This is a genomic window from Nostoc sp. LEGE 06077 (assembly GCF_015207705.1).
In the GTDB taxonomy this organism is placed as follows: Bacteria; Cyanobacteriota; Cyanobacteriia; order Cyanobacteriales; family Nostocaceae; genus Nostoc_B.
In genome coordinates this window covers 1-18,609 of the sequence record NZ_JADEWI010000091.1, presented here as the reverse complement: position 1 = coordinate 18,609, position 18,609 = coordinate 1, and the positions used below count along the sequence as shown (strand labels likewise).

The following is an 18,609-nucleotide window of genomic DNA, read 5'->3' as shown; positions in this document are numbered from 1 at the left end:
TATTTTCCTCTCTACCCATCGCCTTTCTCCTTCACAATAATAGTGAATGTACTTTCCCCCCTTTTAGGATCTTCCTTACGCTGTGAATTTTCAATCTGTTATCTCTACTCTTCATCACTTTTGGCTCGACTTCGGTTGCCTAATCGCCCAGCCTTATGACATCGAAAAGGGGGCTGGAACTAAAAACCCACATACATTTTTAAGAGCGTTGGGGCCTGAGCCTTGGGCTGTTGCTTATGTTGAACCATGCCGTCGTCCTACAGATGGTCGCTATGGCGAAAACCCTAACCGCTTCCAACATTACTATCAGTACCAAGTTTTAATTAAGCCGTCACCAGATAATATTCAAGAGATTTATCTTGATTCTTTGAGGGCTTTGGGTATTCGTCCAGAAGATCACGATATTCGGTTTGTGGAAGACAACTGGGAAGATGCAACGGTAGGTGCTTGGGGGACTGGTTGGGAAGTCTGGTTAGATGGCATGGAAATTACTCAATTTACCTACTTCCAACAATGTGGCGGAATAGATTGCCGACCTGTGTCAATTGAAATTACGTACGGGTTAGAGCGGTTAACGATGTATCTCCAGCAAGTGGAAGCATTTACAAAGCTTCAATGGACAGACAATATTACTTATGGAGATGTTTTCTTGCAAAATGAGATTGAGCAGAGTACTTATAACTTTGAAGCTTCAAATCCTGAAATGCTGCTAACGCTGTTTAATTTGTATGAGCAGGAAGCTAACCAGTTGACGGAGCGTGGTTTGGTCTTGCCAAGTTTAGACTATGTAATGAAGTGTTCGCATACTTTTAATCTGCTAGATGCTAGAGGAGTAATTTCTGTAACGGAAAGAACTCGTTATATTACGAGGATTCGTCATTTAGCACGCAAGGTAGCACAACTATATGTAGAACAGCGAGAGAAGCTGGGTTATCCTTTGTTGAAGATAACAGCCGCAGGACTTACACACGGGTAAGGATAAATCAAACTGTCAAGAATATAGAGAAGCTATTACGTTGAAGGGGTTTCTACGAAAGTCTGCTCAAGCCGGGAAACTCGCTCACGAGTCTGTTTACACTTGTAGCAAATAATGCGATATGGATAAATAAGAGTGTCAGAGAGTTCTTTATCAGTCCTAATAACAATGCGTCAAAAGTTCTTAATTACAAATTATGAATTGAAATTAAGCTTGTCTGCGACTGAATCTAAAATCTAAAATCAATTGGCACTCTCTAAAAATTACTTCCAGAGAATGCCAATTTTTGTATGCGTACAGCGCTAATTTGACTCGTAGCGGTATTAGCGGAGCACTATTGACAGAGTAGCATTCGCCTACTAAGCATCCCCCCTCCACAAAAGGATGTCTACTGGAGGGTAGCTTTTTGTAGAGTTAAGCAGGCAAAAGTAGAGTCTTCCTTGGTAAAACCACTAAACCTCATTCCCCACAGCATGACACACAACATGATGGATTAAGTAAATTTAGGGCTGAGGTCAAGGAATATAGCGAGTTACTCAACAGTTGATGCAGATGCCCCCTCAGCTGATGGAGGGACACTGGGTAATTCTAGACAATACCCTGCACCGTATACTGTCTTGATGTAGCGAGGGTGGCGGGGATCTGGTTCGAGTTTAGTTCTTAAATGGCGAATATGGACTCGGATAGTCTCAATGTCATCATCAGGATCGTAACCCCAAACTTCCCGGAGAATTTCGCTAGGAGAAACTGTCTGTCCGTGGCGTTGTAGTAAACAATGGAGTAACTCAAATTCCAAATGAGTCAGTTTCACAGTCTCACTAAACCATATTGCCTCAAACCGTTCGGGAACAAGGGTTAATGGGCCGTAGTTGAGAATCTCGCTGTGCTTGGCTGCTTGGGGAATGCGGTCAGTCCGGCGTAATAAAGCCCGTACCCGCGCCAGCATTTCTTCTACTTCAAAGGGCTTGGTGAGGTAGTCGTCTGCGCCGGCGTTGAAGCCTTCCACTTTATCTTGAGTCTGACTTAAGGCGGTCAACATCAAGACGGGAATTTCCGCAGTCCGGTCATCTCGACGTAGGCGTTGGCAAACTGTAAATCCATCTACTCTCGGCAGCATTAAATCAAGCATGATTAGGTCAGGTTGTAGCTGGAGAGCTAACGCTTGACCTTTGATACCATCTTCAGCTTGGCTGACATCATAGCCAGCCATTTCTAAATTGACGGCAACAAGCTCGGAAATTGCTGGGTCATCGTCTATGACTAGAATCCTCGGCATTCTTAAAAAAATTATTGCTACTTATTAAGGAAAAATAAGAATCTTTGGTCGATACAAAGATTTCTGTCTTGATTATAAAAAAGATTTTAAATCTAACATAAATATTAAAACTAAATGATGAGAAATCAACACTTAAGATACACGAAATTTGAAAAATGATGTGTTATCCGCCCTACAATCCAGCCAGGTTATTGCAAAATGGTGTAGCTATGACTGTTTACACCGCTTTTTGGGGAAAACGTTATTGGGAAAGTACTTCTTCTGAACCAGAGCCGCCCTATCATAAAACAATATTTATAGGTGGGCAAGGTGTGCCTATTTTTAGCTGGGTAGCAATTCCCGAAAATGCCCACAGTACGATTATTGCAACTTATGGAATTACGGGCGAGTTGGATCAAGAATGGTCTTTAAGATTACTAGGACGCAAAGCTTATGCTCAAGGCTACGCTGTCGTTTTGTTCGATTGGCGCGCCCACGGTAAAACAGCAGAATTGTCACCTACTTTAACCTCTGATGGATTATACGAGGGTGAAGATTTTGTCCGTTTAGCAGCGGCGGCGGCGGCGATGGGATGTCCTAGTAAATTTTGGTTTATGGGGTTCTCTTTAGGAGGACAGTTAGCCCTGTGGGGGTTAAAAGCAGCTGCGGAGTTAACGCAAGATAATGAAAATCTCGGTATCAAATACAGCGACATTGGTGGTGGCGCAGTGATTTGTCCGAGTTTGGATTCGTTGCGATCGCTCACCTACCTCACAAAAGACCGATTTGGTAGAATCATCGAAGCCAGTATTGTCCGTGAGTTAAAAAAACTCGCTTGGCGAATTCACGATACTCATCCAGGAACTATTGACCCTAAAGCCATAGAACGGACAAATACCATCTGGGATTTTGACCAAGAACTAGTAATTGAGAGACTAGGTTTTTCTAGTGTCGAAGCATACTATAAAGCCAGCAGCGCACTTCAACTGTTACCAGAACTGACAAAACCAACTTTAATTGTCTACGCTGCGGATGATCCTCTATTTCATCCAGATATAGTCCCTGAATTAGAAGCAGCCTGTAACGAAAATTCTGCCATAGATTTGCTGCTCACCCGTTATGGAGGTCATGTTGGCTATTTAAGTAGCAAAGATTGTCAGTATCAAGCCCAAGACCCTGATCCTTGGTGGGCTTGGAATCGCATTTTACAATGGCTAGAATACCAACGTACTGACCTTGTTTAGCGGCCTTGCCATTATCTCTCTTCTGGTTGAAAGTGCGATCGCCCGGAAAGTTCAAACTGTCAAAATCTGAAGCTCTATTGCAAAGAGAAGAGAGCTTCAGATTTTTTAGTTAGGAAATACCTGGGGAATGAAAGGTAAAATATTGGTCAATTACGGTTTTAATCAAGCTTGCATTAACCATTCAGCGTGCTGTTTAGGTGGATGCTGGCTTTTTCTTTAAGAATTGGCTCAAAGAACCAGCGACTAACAAGCCTAAAATTGCGCTAGGTTCGGGAACTGCTGTGGCTGTTAACTGACCGCCAATATCTAAGCGACAGTTAGGTACAGTACAAGCTTCTGGTGAAAGGTCATCTTTCAAAAAGATGGTAGTGTTAGGTACTCCCTGGTCAGAATTTACGAAAGTATAAAAAGATAGCCCTGTAACTTCCGTGGCAAAGTCAATTCCTAAATCAAAGCCGTTGGTTGTATCAAAGTTACCTGTTTGTAGCACAGTGCGAGAAACTGTATCAAAGTTGAAATTAAAACTGCTGTTGGGATTGGGAAAATCGTAGTCGAAACTTTGCAATAAAGCTCCGGTGGGGTCGAAAAAGGAGATATTGAAATCACTTAGCTCATTTCGGGTGACAACGCTTCCTAAGAAACTATCGTCAAATGTGAAATTACCTCTAGCTGAATAACCTTGTAGTCCCAGCCAAGATAGGTCAAAAGAAGCCGCATCAGCTTGGGAAATGTTGATTACAGTAGCCAAAGAGGTGACAACAGCCACCGCTACTGTAGCTTTAATTTGGGTAAAAAATTTGTTCATTTTCCTTGGTTAATGAGTGAACTCTTAGATAGATAAAAGTCAAACAAAACTTCAACCAGACTGCTTAATATCTGGTTTTTATAATAATAATTAGTTTTGTTAGCTTTTTAGTAATACCTAAAACATTCTTGGGGAAATTTTATCATTAGATTTATGTTTATCTGGATATTTAACAATAAAGTTTCCTAAAAACATCAAAATTATTTGATGTTTTATGTAAAAAGTATGAAAGTTCTATTAATTAAATAAAATTTAACCTTAAATTAACCATGCTTTGTGCATATACAAATGAATTAAGTAGTAGCGATCGCAATTAGCTGTAACCTTTATCAGTCTATGCTTATATCCCAAATATGGGCTTAAAAATAAATTATTTATAGCTGGGTTGTATTTGTCCTATTTTCTGATATGACATCTTTAATGCAAATTTGTTTAAATTATTCATCTCTTATTTATATAGATATATTCTATAAAACTTTCTGCTTAATTGAATCCTCTTTTAGAGCATTACTGAGAGTATTTATAAATATATTTTAGCGATTTTTATAACTATGTTTTAAATAAAGCATTACCTCAGCTTAATCTAATGCCTATAACTTTTTTCCAGCATTTAGCATTTTTCTTAGTAACCAAATGAAATTATCAAGACGTAAATTTTTTACATTAGCTGGGGCAAGTGCGGCTGGTACTTTGTTAGCATCCCCTTTAGAAGCGCTTTATGCCAGACAAGCCAATGGTCAACCTATTTTTGGCACAGGTTATGGTGCGCTTGTTCCCGATCCAAATGGCTTATTAGATTTACCACCAGGATTTCAATATCGAACTTTCTCTCTTACAGGGGAACTCATGACAGATGGTACTTTAGTGCCAAGTAATCATGATGGGATGGCAACTTTCCCAGGCCCCAGAAACACAGTTATTTTGGTTCGTAACCACGAACTTGGTACTGGTTTCACTGGTTCACGCACACAAGGTACAAGACCATACGATCCGATTGCTAGAGGTGGTACAACCACATTAGTTGTCGGTGCTAATCGCCAACTCATCAAACACTTTGTATCTCTAAGTGGAACCATTCGTAACTGTGCAGGCGGTCTAACACCTTGGGGTTCTTGGATTACCTGTGAAGAAGATGTGACTTTACCAAGTGCAACTAATGGAGTGACAAGACCACACGGTTACAACTTTGAAGTTCCAGCTAGTGCAACCTCACCCATCAATCCAGAGCCTTTAGTGGCGATGGGGAGATTTAATCATGAAGCTGTAGCTGTAGATCCTAGAACCGGAATTGTTTATGAAACTGAAGATAGAGGAGATAGCCTGTTCTATCGTTTTATTCCCAAAGAACGCAACAATTTAAAAGCAGGTGGTACTCTGCAAGCGTTGAAAATCGTCAATCAACCTAGAGTAAACACCTCAAACAGCGGTTTTGTCCGGGGTCAAAAATTGGGTGTAGAATGGGTGACTATCCCCAACCCCAACCCATTAGATGGGGACACTGTGCGATTACAAGGTCAAGAACTAGGTGCAGCTACCTTTGCTCGTGGGGAAGGTATTTGGTACGGTAACGGAGAATTTTATTTTTGTTGTACAAGTGGTGGTGCTGCGGGAGCAGGTCAAGTTTGGCGCTACATTCCACCAACCAACAGAACCCTTGAAACCCTTGATTTGTTTGTAGAGTCTACATCAAGAAGCGAACTGGATGCTCCTGATAACATAGTTGTTGCACCTTTTGGCGATCTCATTCTCTGCGAAGATGGAGGCGGAGAAAATTTCTTAAGAGGTGTGACTTCCAACGGTGAAATCTATAATTTTGCCCGTAATGCTTTAAATGATAGTGAGTTTGCAGGTGCTTGCTTCTCACCTGATGGTAGAACCTTGTTTGTTAACATTCAAACACCTGGTATTACTCTTGCCATTTGGGGGCCTTGGACAAGAGCTTAGAACTTAAAATGAAGTCATAACAGCAATCTTCCCCAGCTTTGATACTGTGAGAATATGGCTGAAATAGCGTAAAAATGACAAACCGGGTTTTTCATAGCTACTCAGATGAGAGTTTATCGCTAAAATCTTGAAAAACCCGGTTTATATCTATAATTTAGAAAATATGCACAAAAGTGAATGTCACTATAGAAAAGGTGAAAGCCTTACAATAACTGGGTGTAGGGTAGATGTGCATTCTTTTTAACTATGATTAGGTTGTAGTGGCTGGGTTTAATTTTTGAGTGTGCAGAACCCCCGACACCCATATTTCTGGAAATTGGTAGGCGATCGCTTCATTTAACTTCCGCCTATATCTAGTTGTAAACTGAACCATATTAATTTATAAAAAATTAAGTCTCAATAGTGGTGTTAACTCACTTAGTTAAAAAAATATTTGGTAAACCAGAAGTGTCTATCATTGCACTTATCCAAACTTAAGTAGCGTTTGGTGTTGTCAGTCAAGCTGTAGAGGAATGACTAGTAGCACTAAGATTGGTAGGCTGATCAATTTAAAATTTCTGTGCAATTATGCAACGTTTGTCGCAATTTGCTAGAGTTGCTCCCCTACATCGACGGCCTTTGATTTTATCACTGGGGCTATTAGCTTTAGTTGCCGCTCATGTAATGGCGCTCATCTACCGTATTCAGCCAGGAGTTTCTTTGTGGTTTCCGCCATCTGGGGTAGCGATCGCCCTCAGTTTCTGGTTTGGTATTGATGGTATTATCCTCACAGGTTTTGTATCTTTCCTGATGTCTCCTTTTTGGGGATTGCATGGTTGGGAAAAACTTGTGGGTTTAACCGATGTTGTCGAACCGCTAGTTGCTTGGGTACTTTACTGTCGTCTCTGGAAAGGTTCTCTCATATTTAATACCTTGAAAGATGCTGCTATTTTTACCTTGAGTGTACCTTTAATAGCCAGCACTAGTTTAGCTGTAGTAGGCAGCTTAACTTGGGTAGCTATAGGCAAAATGCCCATTGCTAACTTAACTACTAGTATTACTCACTGGTGGTTAGGAAATGCGATCGGTATTATGGGGATTACACCAACAATCTTGTTAATATTAACTCCCTATCTGCAATCTGGGGGTTGGTTATCTCATTCTCAAATAGCAGATTCTGCGTCACCAGCTTTTAGATTTCCAGCTTGCCGTCCTCTCTTACTAGAAGTCAGCACTATTTTATTTCTATGTATTAGCATTGCATCTGTTACTGTTTCAGAGGTTTCTGCCAATAGCGACACAGACTTTCGATTTCAACAGTTATCTTTTTTGAGCTTTGTTCCCGTGATGTGGGCGGCCACTCGCTTCGGAGTATCTACGGGTATGCTCGTCTCTACTTTTTCAATATTAGTAACGCTATTCTCTTATTTAGTCATATATCCTAATGCTATATTGTTGCCACGTTTTCCAGTGCAACCAGAAGTTTTACACGTTCATAAATTGAGTTTATTCGTGCAATCTGTTGTCACTTTATTAGTCGGAGTTGCTATTACAGAAAGAGCAAAAATTCAAGTAGAACTGGCTATAGAAAAATTCAGGATAGGAGAATACCAAGCTCGCGCTGAATTATCGGAAAAACTCATTCAACTTAATGATTCACTAGTCGAAACAAATGTTCGACTGGAAGACTCAAATCGAGAAAAAGATAAATTCTTAAGAGCAGAAAAAGCTCTACGTAATCGCCTCAGCAATATTTTAGAAAGCATGACAGATGCTTTTATTGCAGTTAATCAAGATTGGCAAATAACATACATTAACCAACAAGCTGCAAATATTCAAGGTGTAAAGCCAGAAACTATGGTTTCTCAAAATTATTGGCAGCAGTGGCCAGGAATGCAAGGTACACAATTTGAACAGGAATATCGTCTAGCGATCGCCGAAGCAATACCTGTGCATTTTGAAGCATTATATATCCCTAAAAATATGTGGTTAGAGATCCATGCTTACCCTTTTGAAGATGGACTGGGTATCTTTTTTCGAGATATTAATGAACGCAAACAAGCAGAAGTAGAAAGAGAAAATCTTTTATCAAGAGAACAATCTGCCCGCAGTGAAGCGGAAAAGGCAAATAAAATTAAAGATGAATTCATTGCTGTTCTTTCTCATGAATTACGGACTCCACTTAATCCTATTTTGGGTTGGGTAACACTGCTCAGAAGGCGCAATTATGAAGATGATAAACTGACACATGGATTAGAAACTATTGAGCGCAATGCAAAATTACAAGTTCAATTGATTGAAGACTTATTAGATGTGTCTCGGATTCAACAAAGAAAAATAATTTTAAATCTTCAGCCTGTAAATTTAATTGAGATTTTGCAAGCATCTCTAGATACTGTATATCTAGCGGTTGAAGCGAAGAAACTGCAAGTAAAAAAAATATTTCATGTTGATACAGTATGTGTTAAAGGCGATGCTGAACGCCTACAGCAGATAGTTTGTAATTTACTTTCCAACGCCATTAAATTCACTCCTGCGGCTGGTAATATAGAAATTATTCTGGAGCGAGTTGATACATTTGCTCATATTCAAATTCAAGACAATGGTAAAGGTATTAGTCCAGAGTTTCTGCCATTCGTCTTTGATTATTTTAGGCAAGCTGATGGCACAATCACTCGCCAATTTGGTGGTCTAGGATTAGGACTAGCAATTGTGCGCCATCTCACAGAACTGCATGGTGGAACTGTCCAAGCAGAAAGTTCTGGGGAAGGAATGGGTGCAAAATTCACTGTGAGATTGCCATTAATGCTGGATTTGATGCCAAAAAACCAAAATAATTTGACAGTTGATCAGGCGTTTAATTTTGCAGGGTTACATATTTTGGTAGTAGACGATGATTTAGATACTGGAAAGTTTTTAACGGTGATATTAGAACAATTGGGTGCTAAGGTGAGTGCGATCGCATCTGGTGGAAAAGCTTTAGAATTTCTCGCAATCAGTAAAGCAGACATACTTTTAAGTGATATCGGGATGCCAGGAATGGACGGTTATATGCTGATGCGTTTGATTCGCGCTCTCCCACCCGAACAAGGCGGGCAAATACCCGCGATCGCCCTGACAGCCTACGCAGGTGAGATAAATCAACAACAGGCTTTAGCCGCTGGGTTTCAAATCCACTTAGTTAAACCTGTTGAACAATCACAATTGCTAAATGCGATCGCGCAAATTTTAGCTAACTAATAGCAGTCCCGCCTCGGAATTTATTCCGATCGCTACAAAGCGATCGCACCTTGAGATTTTGTGATTAGCGATCGCTAAATTCCAACAATATCCTCATATATATCTGTCATCGTTAGCGATAAATTGACCGAATTTAAGACTAATTTATCCTCATTTGCCAAAATCTCCTTTGTCCAATTCCCTGGCAAATCTTGACGATAAACTTCCACTTTGCTCTCATCTTGCGAAACTAAAACATACTCCTGTAAACTAACAATAGTCTGATAATTAACCAACTTTTCGCGGCGATCGCTTATCTCAGTACTTGGTGACAAGACCTCAAAAATCACACAAGGATAATTCACAAAATAGTCATCTCGATCATTAGAGTTACAAGTAACCACCACATCAGGATAATAAAATATCGTCTTATTTTGATTAGCCGCTTGTAACTTGACCTTCATGTCCGACATAAAGACATCGCAAGCCCCACCCCGCAATTGAGAGCGTAAGCAACTGGCAATATTTAAGGTAATGATATTGTGCGCCTTACTCCCCCCAGTCATCGCAAAAATTTGACCACCTAAATACTCATGGCGGAGTTCGCTTTTACTTTCTGCTGCTAAATATTCAGCAACCGAGAAAACGGGAACCGGCGATCGCATAACTTTAAATCTGGTTTCTGGCTATCTCTGATTATACCTGCGCTCAATTCTTGGCATTCTTTACCAAAACGAGCGATCGCATCTATAATTTTCCTCCAAGAGCGATCGGACTTTGACTGCTTAACACTCAACTAGAATCAAACAAACTTTGCGCTTCTCTTTGTTTACCTTTGCGCCACTTTGGGTTTAAATTTTCACCATCTCTTACTTACATTCACTTTCATTATCAGTAAGCCAAGTAAATAAAGCATAATTTTAACTATGGACTCTTGACCATTAACAATGACCAAAAAGCAAAAATTTCCTTACCTAGTAGGTTCTAAGTGGACAGCACAACAAAAAGTAGACGGTTGGAGACACTTTCAAGTCGTTAACCGCAAAAATCAGGGTAAGTGGGTTTATGCCGAAATGGTTGCTTCCTGTGACCCCAATGTTCGCTTCTGGATTAATGCCAAGCTATTACAAGACCGTTCTCAGTGGTTAGGTGGCTGGCAATCATTACAAGAAATGGAAGCAATTTATAGCAATTCTAATTTTAGTGAGACACCTTTCATTGAGGCTAGAGATGAGAATTTATATATAGTTGATTAAGCATAAATACTTAAAGCACATAAGTTTTAGTGAAAAGCCTTAATTTTATAATTTTTCACAAATGAAGTATTCAGCCTTAAAATTCAGTACTCATATAGTCCATTCAGTAGCAAACCAAGGCTGATTTCGGCTCTAAAAAACTTCCATTGGCACTTTTAGTATCAGTTTAGGCATTTATCTCTTGACTGCCAACCCTATACCCATAACCATTAGGCATCATCATCAACATATTCTATGGAAACCATATATAAAGAGAGGTTCCTTGTTTTTGTTTATTGTAACTATTTTTATATAAATAAATAAATAAAATCTTAAAAAAAATATTTTTAGAATAAATAAAGGTTTTAATCAATAATTTTGTCTATAAAATGATTATCTGTAGTGTCATAAGCTTAATAGCTAAGTTTTTGAGATTTTAAACCCCTTTATTTTCTATGTAATTTCGACAATAATGACACTCAGATACCTCACACATTGCCATCGGCGGCTAGGTGAAGGCCAATGTTTGAGCCACAAGTTTGATAAAAAACTATAAGAGGCAGACAACAGTGAAACTAGCAGTCTACGGAAAAGGCGGTATTGGCAAGTCAACAACTAGCTGTAACATATCTGTCGCTTTAGCCAAACGGGGTAAAAAGGTGTTGCAAATTGGTTGTGACCCCAAACACGACAGCACATTTACCCTGACAGGGTTTTTGATTCCCACAATTATTGACACTCTCCAGTCCAAAGACTATCACTACGAAGACGTTTGGCCAGAAGATGTCATTTACAAAGGCTATGGCGGTGTTGATTGCGTAGAAGCTGGCGGCCCACCTGCGGGTGCTGGGTGTGGTGGCTACGTAGTTGGCGAGACCGTAAAATTACTGAAAGAACTCAATGCCTTTGATGAGTATGACGTAATTTTATTTGATGTACTAGGTGACGTAGTTTGTGGCGGCTTTGCGGCTCCTTTAAACTATGCAGATTATTGCATGATTGTTACAGATAATGGTTTTGATGCTTTATTTGCAGCAAATAGAATTGCGGCTTCAGTCAGAGAAAAAGCCCGGACTCACCCACTGCGTTTAGCAGGATTAATTGGCAATCGGACTTCTAAACGTGACTTGATCGAGAAATACATAGAAGCAGTTCCCATGCCAGTTCTAGAAGTTTTACCCTTAATTGAAGATATTCGCGTATCTCGCGTTAAAGGCAAAACATTATTTGAAATGGCGGAGTCAGATCCTTCCCTGAACTACGTTTGCGAGTATTACCTCAATATTGCCGACCAAATTTTAGCTAGGCCAGAGGGAGTAGTCCCAAATGACACACCGGATCGGGAATTGTTCTCTTTGTTATCCGATTTTTATCTAAATCCGCGTAAACCACAGGTTCCTAATCCAGAAGAGGAATTAGACTTGATGATTGTATAAATCACCAAGTTCTCAGGATGAGGAACGGAATATGGCTTTCTTTAATAGCTTTACAGATTCAATCAGACAGAAGTGGTTGCAGTTCTTCCAGGCTAATCGTGACTGGATCACCTTACACATGGAAGTAGAGTCGGTGTACACCCCTGATGGCGGGAAGCGACCACCTTCTTACCTCATCCTGGGAGTCGTGAACGCGCTGGAGCCAAAACTAGCGCAGTTGATGATGCCCTTTTCCAAACTGAATGCTGACGCTGACACCTTAATTGAAGTGTTAGAGTTGCATTTTGACCCAGATATCGTCCTTGGTAATCGCTTGAGTCATCCTTCAGTAGAACCAGAAACCAGTCAATATGAGTCAACAGTGGTTGTTGCAGATGATAATACTGATGACAATATTGACGATGAAACTTTAGCAATTTCGCACATTAATGGTTTTGCCTTAGATGTTGCCAGTGAATCAGAGGAAAACACCAATGGTAATGGTGACATTTCCTTATCTAATGGCCAGAACGGCAAACATGAGTTTCCCGCAGTGATGCCTTTGGCAACGTCTTCCACGAACGCCCCGGAAACTGATGATTTTGGCGGTGTTTCCTTTGATGGCGATACCACATCAGCAACCAAGCTAGATGATGAAGAAATGCTTGGTGATCTAAACACACCAGATGAAGCTGCTTTTAGTGATGTTTTGTCTGATGTCTGGGGCGATGAAACCGGATTGCAAAAAGGTGAAGAAAATAATGATTTTTTAGGGGAAGAATTGCCCACTGGTGTTTTTGATGATTCAGAAATTGCCCGCCTCTTCCCCAACGCTTAATAATTACCGTTTAAGTTGAATTTAGGGATTGCTCTTTGGTGCTATGTGCCACAAAGTAAGGAAGAGCCACTGTGTTACGGTAAGCATTCCATTGGGCGACTTTGCCGACTTGTACCCCTATGGGGAAGCAAGCTACGCGCAGCGTCTTTGCCAGGAGAAGGAACTGCGAACTCGAAGGAAATTAACCTCCGGTATAGCAGGTGGCGTTAGGGAGTAAAGAATAGAGAGTAAGATATTTTCCACTCACTATGATTACTCCCCAACTCTTCTTGTTGCTGACCCTATTTTCATCTGCCATTAAATAACAAGGGGAGAAAACCAAAATGACTGTCGCTCAACAACCAGAAGCTTTAAACTTTGAGTGCGAAACTGGGAATTACCACACTTTTTGCCCGATTAGCTGCGTGGCGTGGTTATACCAAAAAATTGAAGATAGCTTCTTTTTGGTGATTGGGACAAAAACCTGTGGCTATTTTCTCCAAAATGCAATGGGGGTGATGATTTTTGCTGAACCCCGTTATGCAATGGCAGAGTTAGAAGAGGGAGACATTTCAGCACAGTTGAATGACTACGAAGAATTAAAGCGGTTGTGTGATCAAATAAAACGCGATCGCAATCCGAGTGTAATTGTCTGGATTGGCACTTGCACCACGGAAATTATCAAAATGGACTTGGAAGGTTTAGCACCCAAGTTAGAAAGCGAAATTGGCATTCCTATCGTTGTCGCCCGTGCCAACGGTTTAGATTACGCTTTTACCCAAGGTGAAGACACCGTTTTAGCTGCAATGGCAAATCGCTGTCCCAGCCAAGCGCCAGCAACAGAAAACGAGAAAAATGAGCGCAACGCCATTCAAAAGCTGCTCAACTTTGGTAAGAAAAAAGAAGACGTAGTTCAAGAAGAGTCAGAATACGTAGATCATCCTCCCTTAGTTCTCTTCGGTTCCCTTCCCGATCCTGTTGTTACCCAGTTAACCCTAGAATTAAAGAAACAAGGCATCAAAGTTTCTGGGTGGCTACCTGCGAAACGCTTTACTGAATTACCAGTACTGGAAGAAGGGTATTACGTTGCTGGTGTTAACCCCTTCCTCAGCCGCACCGCTACCACCTTAATGCGTCGCCGCAAGTGCAAATTGATTGGCGCACCCTTCCCCATCGGCCCTGATGGTACTCGCGCTTGGATAGAGAAAATTTGCTCTGTGTTTGGCATCACGCCCAAAGGCTTAGATGAACGAGAAGCACAAATCTGGGCAGGTGTAGAAGATTATGTAAAACTTATTCGGGGCAAGTCTGTATTCTTCATGGGTGATAACTTGCTAGAAGTCTCTTTAGCGCGGTTCCTGGTGCGCTGCGGAATGACAGTGCAAGAAGTGGGCATTCCCTACATGGATAAACGCTACCAAGCTGCGGAATTGGCATTTTTAGAGAAAGCTTGCCAAGAAATGGGCGTACCTTTACCCAAGATTGTCGAGAAGCCAGATAATTACAACCAAGTACAGCGAATCTATGATTTAAAACCAGACTTGGTAATTACTGGTATGGCTCACGCTAACCCATTAGAAGCACGCGGCATTAATACTAAATGGTCAGTAGAGTTTACCTTTGCCCAAATTCACGGTTTTGGCAATGCCCGTGACATTTTAGAATTAGTCACTCGTCCACTGCGTCGAAATAATAATTTGAAAGATTTGGGTTGGGATAAATTAGTGAGAGAAGAAGCGAAAATTTAAGATTTCGGTTGCGAGTCAATCTCTAAAACTAGAATTATTTCAGGCGAACTAATGTTCGCCTTTTTTATTTTTAGTTGCCCATACAAATGACTAATGACTAATAAGCTAATCGGCATTTAAGTTGCATTATTTGGGCAAGCAAGATACCCACCCCACAAGAGATTGATAAAATTTAATCTGCAAATTAGATGTGTTTTAGCTTAACAGCCTCAATCAGAGAATATGCCACTTGAATGTACACCAGTTTACTGACTCAAATACTTAGTTAAGCTAGAGCAGGTTCGCGTCGGTTGTACACAGAAGAATCTCCCTTGATGGCTTCACTTTGCTTACCATCAATACCAACTGGGATATCACCTACAATTGTCACTCGTTGAACGTGGCGGGGTTGGTTGCCATAGTCAGCAACAGCATAATGTTGTGTAGCACGGTTATCCCAGAATGCAACATCGCCAACTTGCCAACGCCAACGCACTGTATTTTCGGGGCGAGTTATGTATGCTTGCAATAATTTGATAATTTCGTCGGATTCATTCTGAGATAAGCCATGCAGGCGACGTACAAAACCACCAATGAATAATCCGCGTTCACTAGATTCAGGATGAACACGTACTACTGGATGCAGAGTTTCGTATACGGTGGAAGTGAAGACAGCCCGGTGAGCGAGGACATCTTCTGGTAGGTCAATTATCGCCGCTGCATAGTCATAGGCGTTGCTATGTACTGCCCAAAGTTGGTCTGCGAGGTCACGTAGTGGAGTTGGTAAGTCTTGATATGCAGTCACAGAATTTGCCCAAATCGTATCGCCACCAGTTGGGGGAATAACCAGCGCCCGCAGAATAGAACCGAGTGGTGGACGGTCTACAAATGTAACATCAGTATGCCAGTTATTAGCGCGGCTGGAAGTGCGGCTGTAATCTAGGTCAAGAACTTCTGGGTTTCCTTCTAGAGATGGTACGGTGGGGTGCGCTGTGGTAATTTCACCGAACCGCCGTGCAAAAGCTAGTTGTCCATTAGCATCAAGTGTTTGACCGCGAAAGAAAATCACTTTGTGTTGGACGAGGGTTTGGCGAATATCGCTGATTAACTCGTCGCTGAGGTTTGCACTCAAGTCAACGCCGAGGATTTCTGCACCGATGCGTCCAGCAACTGGTTTGATATCAAAATATTGAGAACTCATTTTTTTCTATAACTCCAGAGAACTTCGTCAGTAAGTTAAAACTTTGTCTTAGACATCCGTGGGTTAATTCCAGTGTTGGCGGAATTTGCTGAGGAATTCGTGCTAAACACCAGGGGTAGAGCCACCATCAACCAAAATTTCTGTGCCTGTAATCGAAGCGGCTAAGTCGGATACTAAAAATAGTGTCAGCGCGGCAATTTCATCTGGCGGTACAATTCTGCCGAGAGGAATTGTTTGCAAACTTTCGGCCTTGGCTTGTTCGACACTAATTCCCTGTGCTTGGGCATTTTGCTCGGCTAAACGTTCCGCCCGTTCGGTAGCTGTTGCACCAGGGGAAATGGCATTAATCCGAATGTTGTATTGGGCTAATTCCTTAGAGATTCCACGCGTAAAGTTGAGTAGGGCGGCGTTAGTTGTTCCACCAGGAAGGAAGCCCGGACGAGGTGTTCTACCTGCACCACCGATGATGTTGACAATCCGCCCATCACGGCGATTTTTTTGATGGGGGACAACGGCTCTGACTAGGCGAATGTAGCCTAATAACTTTAAGTTCCACGCATCTAGAAATACATCATCACTCAGATCAAGAAATGAACCTGCACGGGCTGATCCAGCGTTATTAATTAAAATATCAATCTGACCAAACTGAGCCAGGGTTGCCGAAACAACTGTATCTATATTTTCTGCTTGAGTGATGTCAGCCTTGATAGCGATTACTTTCGCTCCAGGAGTGGGTAGAGATTGAATGGCGCTGACTGCATTCTCTAATCGTTCTGGGTTACGAGATGCGATCGCTACATTCACACCTTCACTATAGAGAGCTTTGGCAATGGCTAATCCAATCCCTGCACTACCACCCGTGACAATGGCTGTTTTCCCTGATAAGTGCAGATCTAAGCTCATAAAAATTTACGCTCCAATCAGATGGGGAAACACTAAATCTTCAACCAAAAATCGCTAATTAAGCGCTAATGTTGTCGATTTTTAAACTGGCTTGAATTATTCACTAACTACGGTAATTCTATCAAATTACCGTAGTTTGTGTAGAAAAAGTTATCATAATATAACCTCAAGAAGCAAGACCTTATAAAATTCTGGATTTTAGATTTTGGATTCAGAATTGCTTTCTATATCTGGGTTCTGTCAATACTTGGGTGTTTAATTACCTATGAGGCAAATGTGTGATCAGGATGATTACTGATAATTTTCCTTTAAATACACAATTTAGTATCATTACTTACTATCTTTACAATGTTTTCATAAATATCTTTGATATCCGTATCTATCCCAGTGACAATCAACCTCTCTCCGTTGATACTGGGTGAATAAGATACCAAATTATAGGGTTCCAGGTTTAGTCATCTGGGCAGCTATCAGGGGGTGGATGCTTCGCTGCAAGTGAATGTCATCTATCCCTTTAATTAATTAGGGCTAACGCACAAAGATTATAGTAATTCTCGGTTGAATCCAATACAAGGTAAAGGAACGGAAATTTTATTAATCAAGCCTAAAATTGTTATTCTATTTTCCTAGATTATCTGTTTTACAAATTATTTTCAATCCAATTCCTAAAATCACGCATAGCTCGACTTCTGCCATTATTCAAACACTGTTGAACATACTCATTAACTAATTCAATAATCGGTATATTAGGAAAGTTAGGGCTAGATTGAGATTGAATATATTGACCATCTTGGAGTAAGAAAATCTCTAAACCTTGTTTTGTATATCGCCAAAGTTCAGGAACTCCTAAAATTTCATAGTTATTAAATTGAGTCCGGGAAGTAATATCAACTTCAATTGCTAAGTCTGGTGGTGGGTCTATATTTAAATCAATTCTATTTTTACCAATCACAGCAGCTTGATTTTGAATGTAAAAGGATGTATCTGGTTCTACTGCTTGCCGCATTCGCTCATTCTTCAGTGTTGTAGAACCAAATGGTTCAAAATCAATCTGGAGTTTATCTAGTAAATTTCTCACTAACTCTCCAAAAATCTCTTTATCTTTTTCATGCTCAGGTAGAGGAACCATAATTTCTAACCAACCATCACTATAAGAGATACGTGCAGCACGTTTATCTCCCATTTCTTCTAAAATATTCTCTAGCTGCTGCCAACTAATATCTTTTAGCAACATTTGGTGTCCCGGTTTGACGATAATCTGTTGCAGTTTTAAAAGCATATCGCCTCTGATTTGGGTTTAGTTTTTATTATAAGGAATGAGAGTGCGATCGCACTCCAACATTTTCACCGCACTAGCCAATCTACAGTATGCGCTTCGGTAATATCTGGAACTTCTAGACGCTGCTTTAATTTATACAGTACCTTTTCGGGAAGTTTAGCATTAGCTGGGCGATCGCCCCTTTGCAGCGGTAATTTTTAAGGGTGATTTCTTGGTTCGAGACTGAGCATAATATAGCGAAGCCTAGCTAAAAGTTTGAAGCATTTGAGTTTTTGAGAATTTCTTGTCATCAATACTGAAGAGGGATGGAATAAAGCCTTACTCCTGTACTCCTCATCAATATATAAGCTGCACTTATAAAAGTGTTAAGTAAGCTTTTCGTTATACACCTTTACAAACCGTTACAAAGTCTCTAATATGAAAGACATCACAGGTAAAAACACCTGCAACATTCATAACAGACGCAATCATAAAAACATGACCGCAACCTTACAACAGCGCAAAAGCGCCAACGTATGGGAACAGTTCTGCGAGTGGATCACCAGCACCAACAACCGCCTATACATCGGCTGGTTTGGCGTATTAATGATCCCCACCTTGCTAGCTGCAA

Annotated in this window: 16 protein-coding genes and 1 pseudogene; 9 read left to right on the top strand and 8 right to left on the bottom strand. The window is 40.8% G+C overall.

The features are described from left to right. Positions 1-82 precede the first annotated feature (82 nt). Positions 83-976: a glycine--tRNA ligase subunit alpha gene (gene glyQ, locus IQ244_RS30865; RefSeq protein ID WP_193900489.1), complete on the top strand. Its 894-nt coding sequence runs from the start codon at positions 83-85 to the stop codon at positions 974-976. 532 nt (positions 977-1,508) lie between these two features. Here the strand turns inward: glyQ and IQ244_RS30860 are convergent. Then, positions 1,509-2,252: a response regulator transcription factor gene (locus IQ244_RS30860; protein ID WP_193900488.1), complete on the bottom strand. Its 744-nt coding sequence runs from the start codon at positions 2,250-2,252 to the stop codon at positions 1,509-1,511. Positions 2,253-2,407: 155 nt separating this feature from the next. On the opposite strand from IQ244_RS30860, the gene IQ244_RS30855 reads away from it, so the two are divergent. Beyond that, positions 2,408-3,475: a YheT family hydrolase gene (locus tag IQ244_RS30855; RefSeq protein WP_193900487.1), complete on the top strand. Its 1,068-nt coding sequence runs from the start codon at positions 2,408-2,410 to the stop codon at positions 3,473-3,475. 193 nt (positions 3,476-3,668) lie between these two features. Here the strand turns inward: IQ244_RS30855 and IQ244_RS30850 are convergent, their stop codons facing one another. Further along, a complete protein-coding gene (locus IQ244_RS30850; RefSeq protein WP_193900486.1) occupies positions 3,669-4,280 on the bottom strand; it encodes a PEP-CTERM sorting domain-containing protein in 612 nt (203 codons plus the stop codon). Positions 4,281-4,913: 633 nt separating this feature from the next. Between IQ244_RS30850 and IQ244_RS30845 the strand changes: the two genes are divergently transcribed. Beyond that, positions 4,914-6,224 (top strand): alkaline phosphatase PhoX, encoded by a 1,311-nt coding sequence (locus IQ244_RS30845; RefSeq protein ID WP_193900485.1) that lies wholly within the window; start codon positions 4,914-4,916, stop codon positions 6,222-6,224. 250 nt (positions 6,225-6,474) lie between these two features. Here IQ244_RS30845 and IQ244_RS33125 read toward each other — a convergent pair whose 3' ends face one another. Then, entirely contained in the window at positions 6,475-6,597 is a 123-nt protein-coding gene (locus IQ244_RS33125; protein WP_265578966.1) for a hypothetical protein, read from the bottom strand. A 194-nt stretch (positions 6,598-6,791) separates the two neighbouring features. Here IQ244_RS33125 and IQ244_RS30840 point away from each other — a divergent pair, with 194 nt between their 5' ends. Further along, positions 6,792-9,443, top strand: a complete 2,652-nt coding sequence (locus IQ244_RS30840; RefSeq protein WP_228059263.1) for an MASE1 domain-containing protein — start codon at positions 6,792-6,794, stop codon at positions 9,441-9,443. Positions 9,444-9,517: 74 nt separating this feature from the next. On the opposite strand, the gene IQ244_RS30835 is transcribed toward IQ244_RS30840, so the two are convergent. Beyond that, complete coding sequence (locus tag IQ244_RS30835; RefSeq protein WP_193900484.1) at positions 9,518-10,087, bottom strand: Uma2 family endonuclease; 570 nt, start codon at positions 10,085-10,087, stop codon at positions 9,518-9,520. Beyond that, positions 10,045-10,218: a hypothetical protein gene (locus IQ244_RS30830; protein ID WP_193900483.1), complete on the bottom strand. Its 174-nt coding sequence runs from the start codon at positions 10,216-10,218 to the stop codon at positions 10,045-10,047. Before IQ244_RS30830 ends, IQ244_RS30835 begins: the two co-directional genes overlap by 43 nt. A gap of 151 nt (positions 10,219-10,369) precedes the next feature. On the opposite strand from IQ244_RS30830, the gene IQ244_RS30825 reads away from it, so the two are divergent. The 4 genes from IQ244_RS30825 (at position 10,370) to IQ244_RS30810 (ending at position 14,637) form a co-directional block, all read left to right on the top strand. Next, positions 10,370-10,678 (top strand): TIGR02450 family Trp-rich protein, encoded by a 309-nt coding sequence (locus IQ244_RS30825; RefSeq protein ID WP_193900482.1) that lies wholly within the window; start codon positions 10,370-10,372, stop codon positions 10,676-10,678. Between the two features lie 548 nt (positions 10,679-11,226). Further along, positions 11,227-12,093, top strand: a complete 867-nt coding sequence (gene bchL / locus IQ244_RS30820) for a ferredoxin:protochlorophyllide reductase (ATP-dependent) iron-sulfur ATP-binding protein (protein WP_222838762.1) — start codon at positions 11,227-11,229, stop codon at positions 12,091-12,093. Positions 12,094-12,124: 31 nt separating this feature from the next. Next, on the top strand, positions 12,125-12,910 hold the full coding sequence (locus IQ244_RS30815) for a DUF5331 domain-containing protein (RefSeq protein ID WP_193900481.1): 786 nt from the start codon (positions 12,125-12,127) through the stop codon (positions 12,908-12,910). A gap of 323 nt (positions 12,911-13,233) precedes the next feature. Then, positions 13,234-14,637 (top strand): ferredoxin:protochlorophyllide reductase (ATP-dependent) subunit N, encoded by a 1,404-nt coding sequence (locus IQ244_RS30810; protein WP_193900480.1) that lies wholly within the window; start codon positions 13,234-13,236, stop codon positions 14,635-14,637. A gap of 265 nt (positions 14,638-14,902) precedes the next feature. On the opposite strand, the gene IQ244_RS30805 is transcribed toward IQ244_RS30810, so the two are convergent. The 3 genes from IQ244_RS30805 to IQ244_RS30795 form a co-directional block, all read right to left on the bottom strand. Next, complete coding sequence (locus IQ244_RS30805) at positions 14,903-15,817, bottom strand: TauD/TfdA dioxygenase family protein (RefSeq protein WP_193900479.1); 915 nt, start codon at positions 15,815-15,817, stop codon at positions 14,903-14,905. 102 nt (positions 15,818-15,919) lie between these two features. Next, entirely contained in the window at positions 15,920-16,720 is an 801-nt protein-coding gene (locus IQ244_RS30800; RefSeq protein ID WP_193900478.1) for an SDR family oxidoreductase, read from the bottom strand. 640 nt (positions 16,721-17,360) lie between these two features. Next, complete coding sequence (locus IQ244_RS30795; protein ID WP_193900477.1) at positions 17,361-17,999, bottom strand: Uma2 family endonuclease; 639 nt, start codon at positions 17,997-17,999, stop codon at positions 17,361-17,363. A 477-nt stretch (positions 18,000-18,476) separates the two neighbouring features. Here IQ244_RS30795 and IQ244_RS30790 point away from each other — a divergent pair. Then, positions 18,477-18,609, top strand: a pseudogene (locus IQ244_RS30790) (photosystem II q(b) protein); the annotation flags it as partial.

Excerpts from the sequence above, each read along its gene's own strand:
- IQ244_RS30860 (WP_193900488.1), bottom strand. The coding sequence starts at position 2,252 with ATGCCGAGGATTCTAGTCATAGACGATGACCCAGCAATTTCCGAGCTT.
- IQ244_RS30855 (WP_193900487.1), top strand. The coding sequence starts at position 2,408 with ATGATGTGTTATCCGCCCTACAATCCAGCCAGGTTATTGCAAAATGGT.
- IQ244_RS30850 (WP_193900486.1), bottom strand. The coding sequence starts at position 4,280 with ATGAACAAATTTTTTACCCAAATTAAAGCTACAGTAGCGGTGGCTGTT.
- IQ244_RS30845 (WP_193900485.1), top strand. The coding sequence starts at position 4,914 with ATGAAATTATCAAGACGTAAATTTTTTACATTAGCTGGGGCAAGTGCG.
- IQ244_RS33125 (WP_265578966.1), bottom strand. The coding sequence starts at position 6,597 with ATGGTTCAGTTTACAACTAGATATAGGCGGAAGTTAAATGAAGCGATC.
- IQ244_RS30840 (WP_228059263.1), top strand. The coding sequence starts at position 6,792 with ATGCAACGTTTGTCGCAATTTGCTAGAGTTGCTCCCCTACATCGACGG.
- IQ244_RS30835 (WP_193900484.1), bottom strand. The coding sequence starts at position 10,087 with ATGCGATCGCCGGTTCCCGTTTTCTCGGTTGCTGAATATTTAGCAGCA.
- IQ244_RS30825 (WP_193900482.1), top strand. The coding sequence starts at position 10,370 with ATGACCAAAAAGCAAAAATTTCCTTACCTAGTAGGTTCTAAGTGGACA.
- IQ244_RS30815 (WP_193900481.1), top strand. The coding sequence starts at position 12,125 with ATGGCTTTCTTTAATAGCTTTACAGATTCAATCAGACAGAAGTGGTTG.
- IQ244_RS30810 (WP_193900480.1), top strand. The coding sequence starts at position 13,234 with ATGACTGTCGCTCAACAACCAGAAGCTTTAAACTTTGAGTGCGAAACT.
- IQ244_RS30805 (WP_193900479.1), bottom strand. The coding sequence starts at position 15,817 with ATGAGTTCTCAATATTTTGATATCAAACCAGTTGCTGGACGCATCGGT.
- IQ244_RS30800 (WP_193900478.1), bottom strand. The coding sequence starts at position 16,720 with ATGAGCTTAGATCTGCACTTATCAGGGAAAACAGCCATTGTCACGGGT.
- IQ244_RS30795 (WP_193900477.1), bottom strand. The coding sequence starts at position 17,999 with ATGCTTTTAAAACTGCAACAGATTATCGTCAAACCGGGACACCAAATG.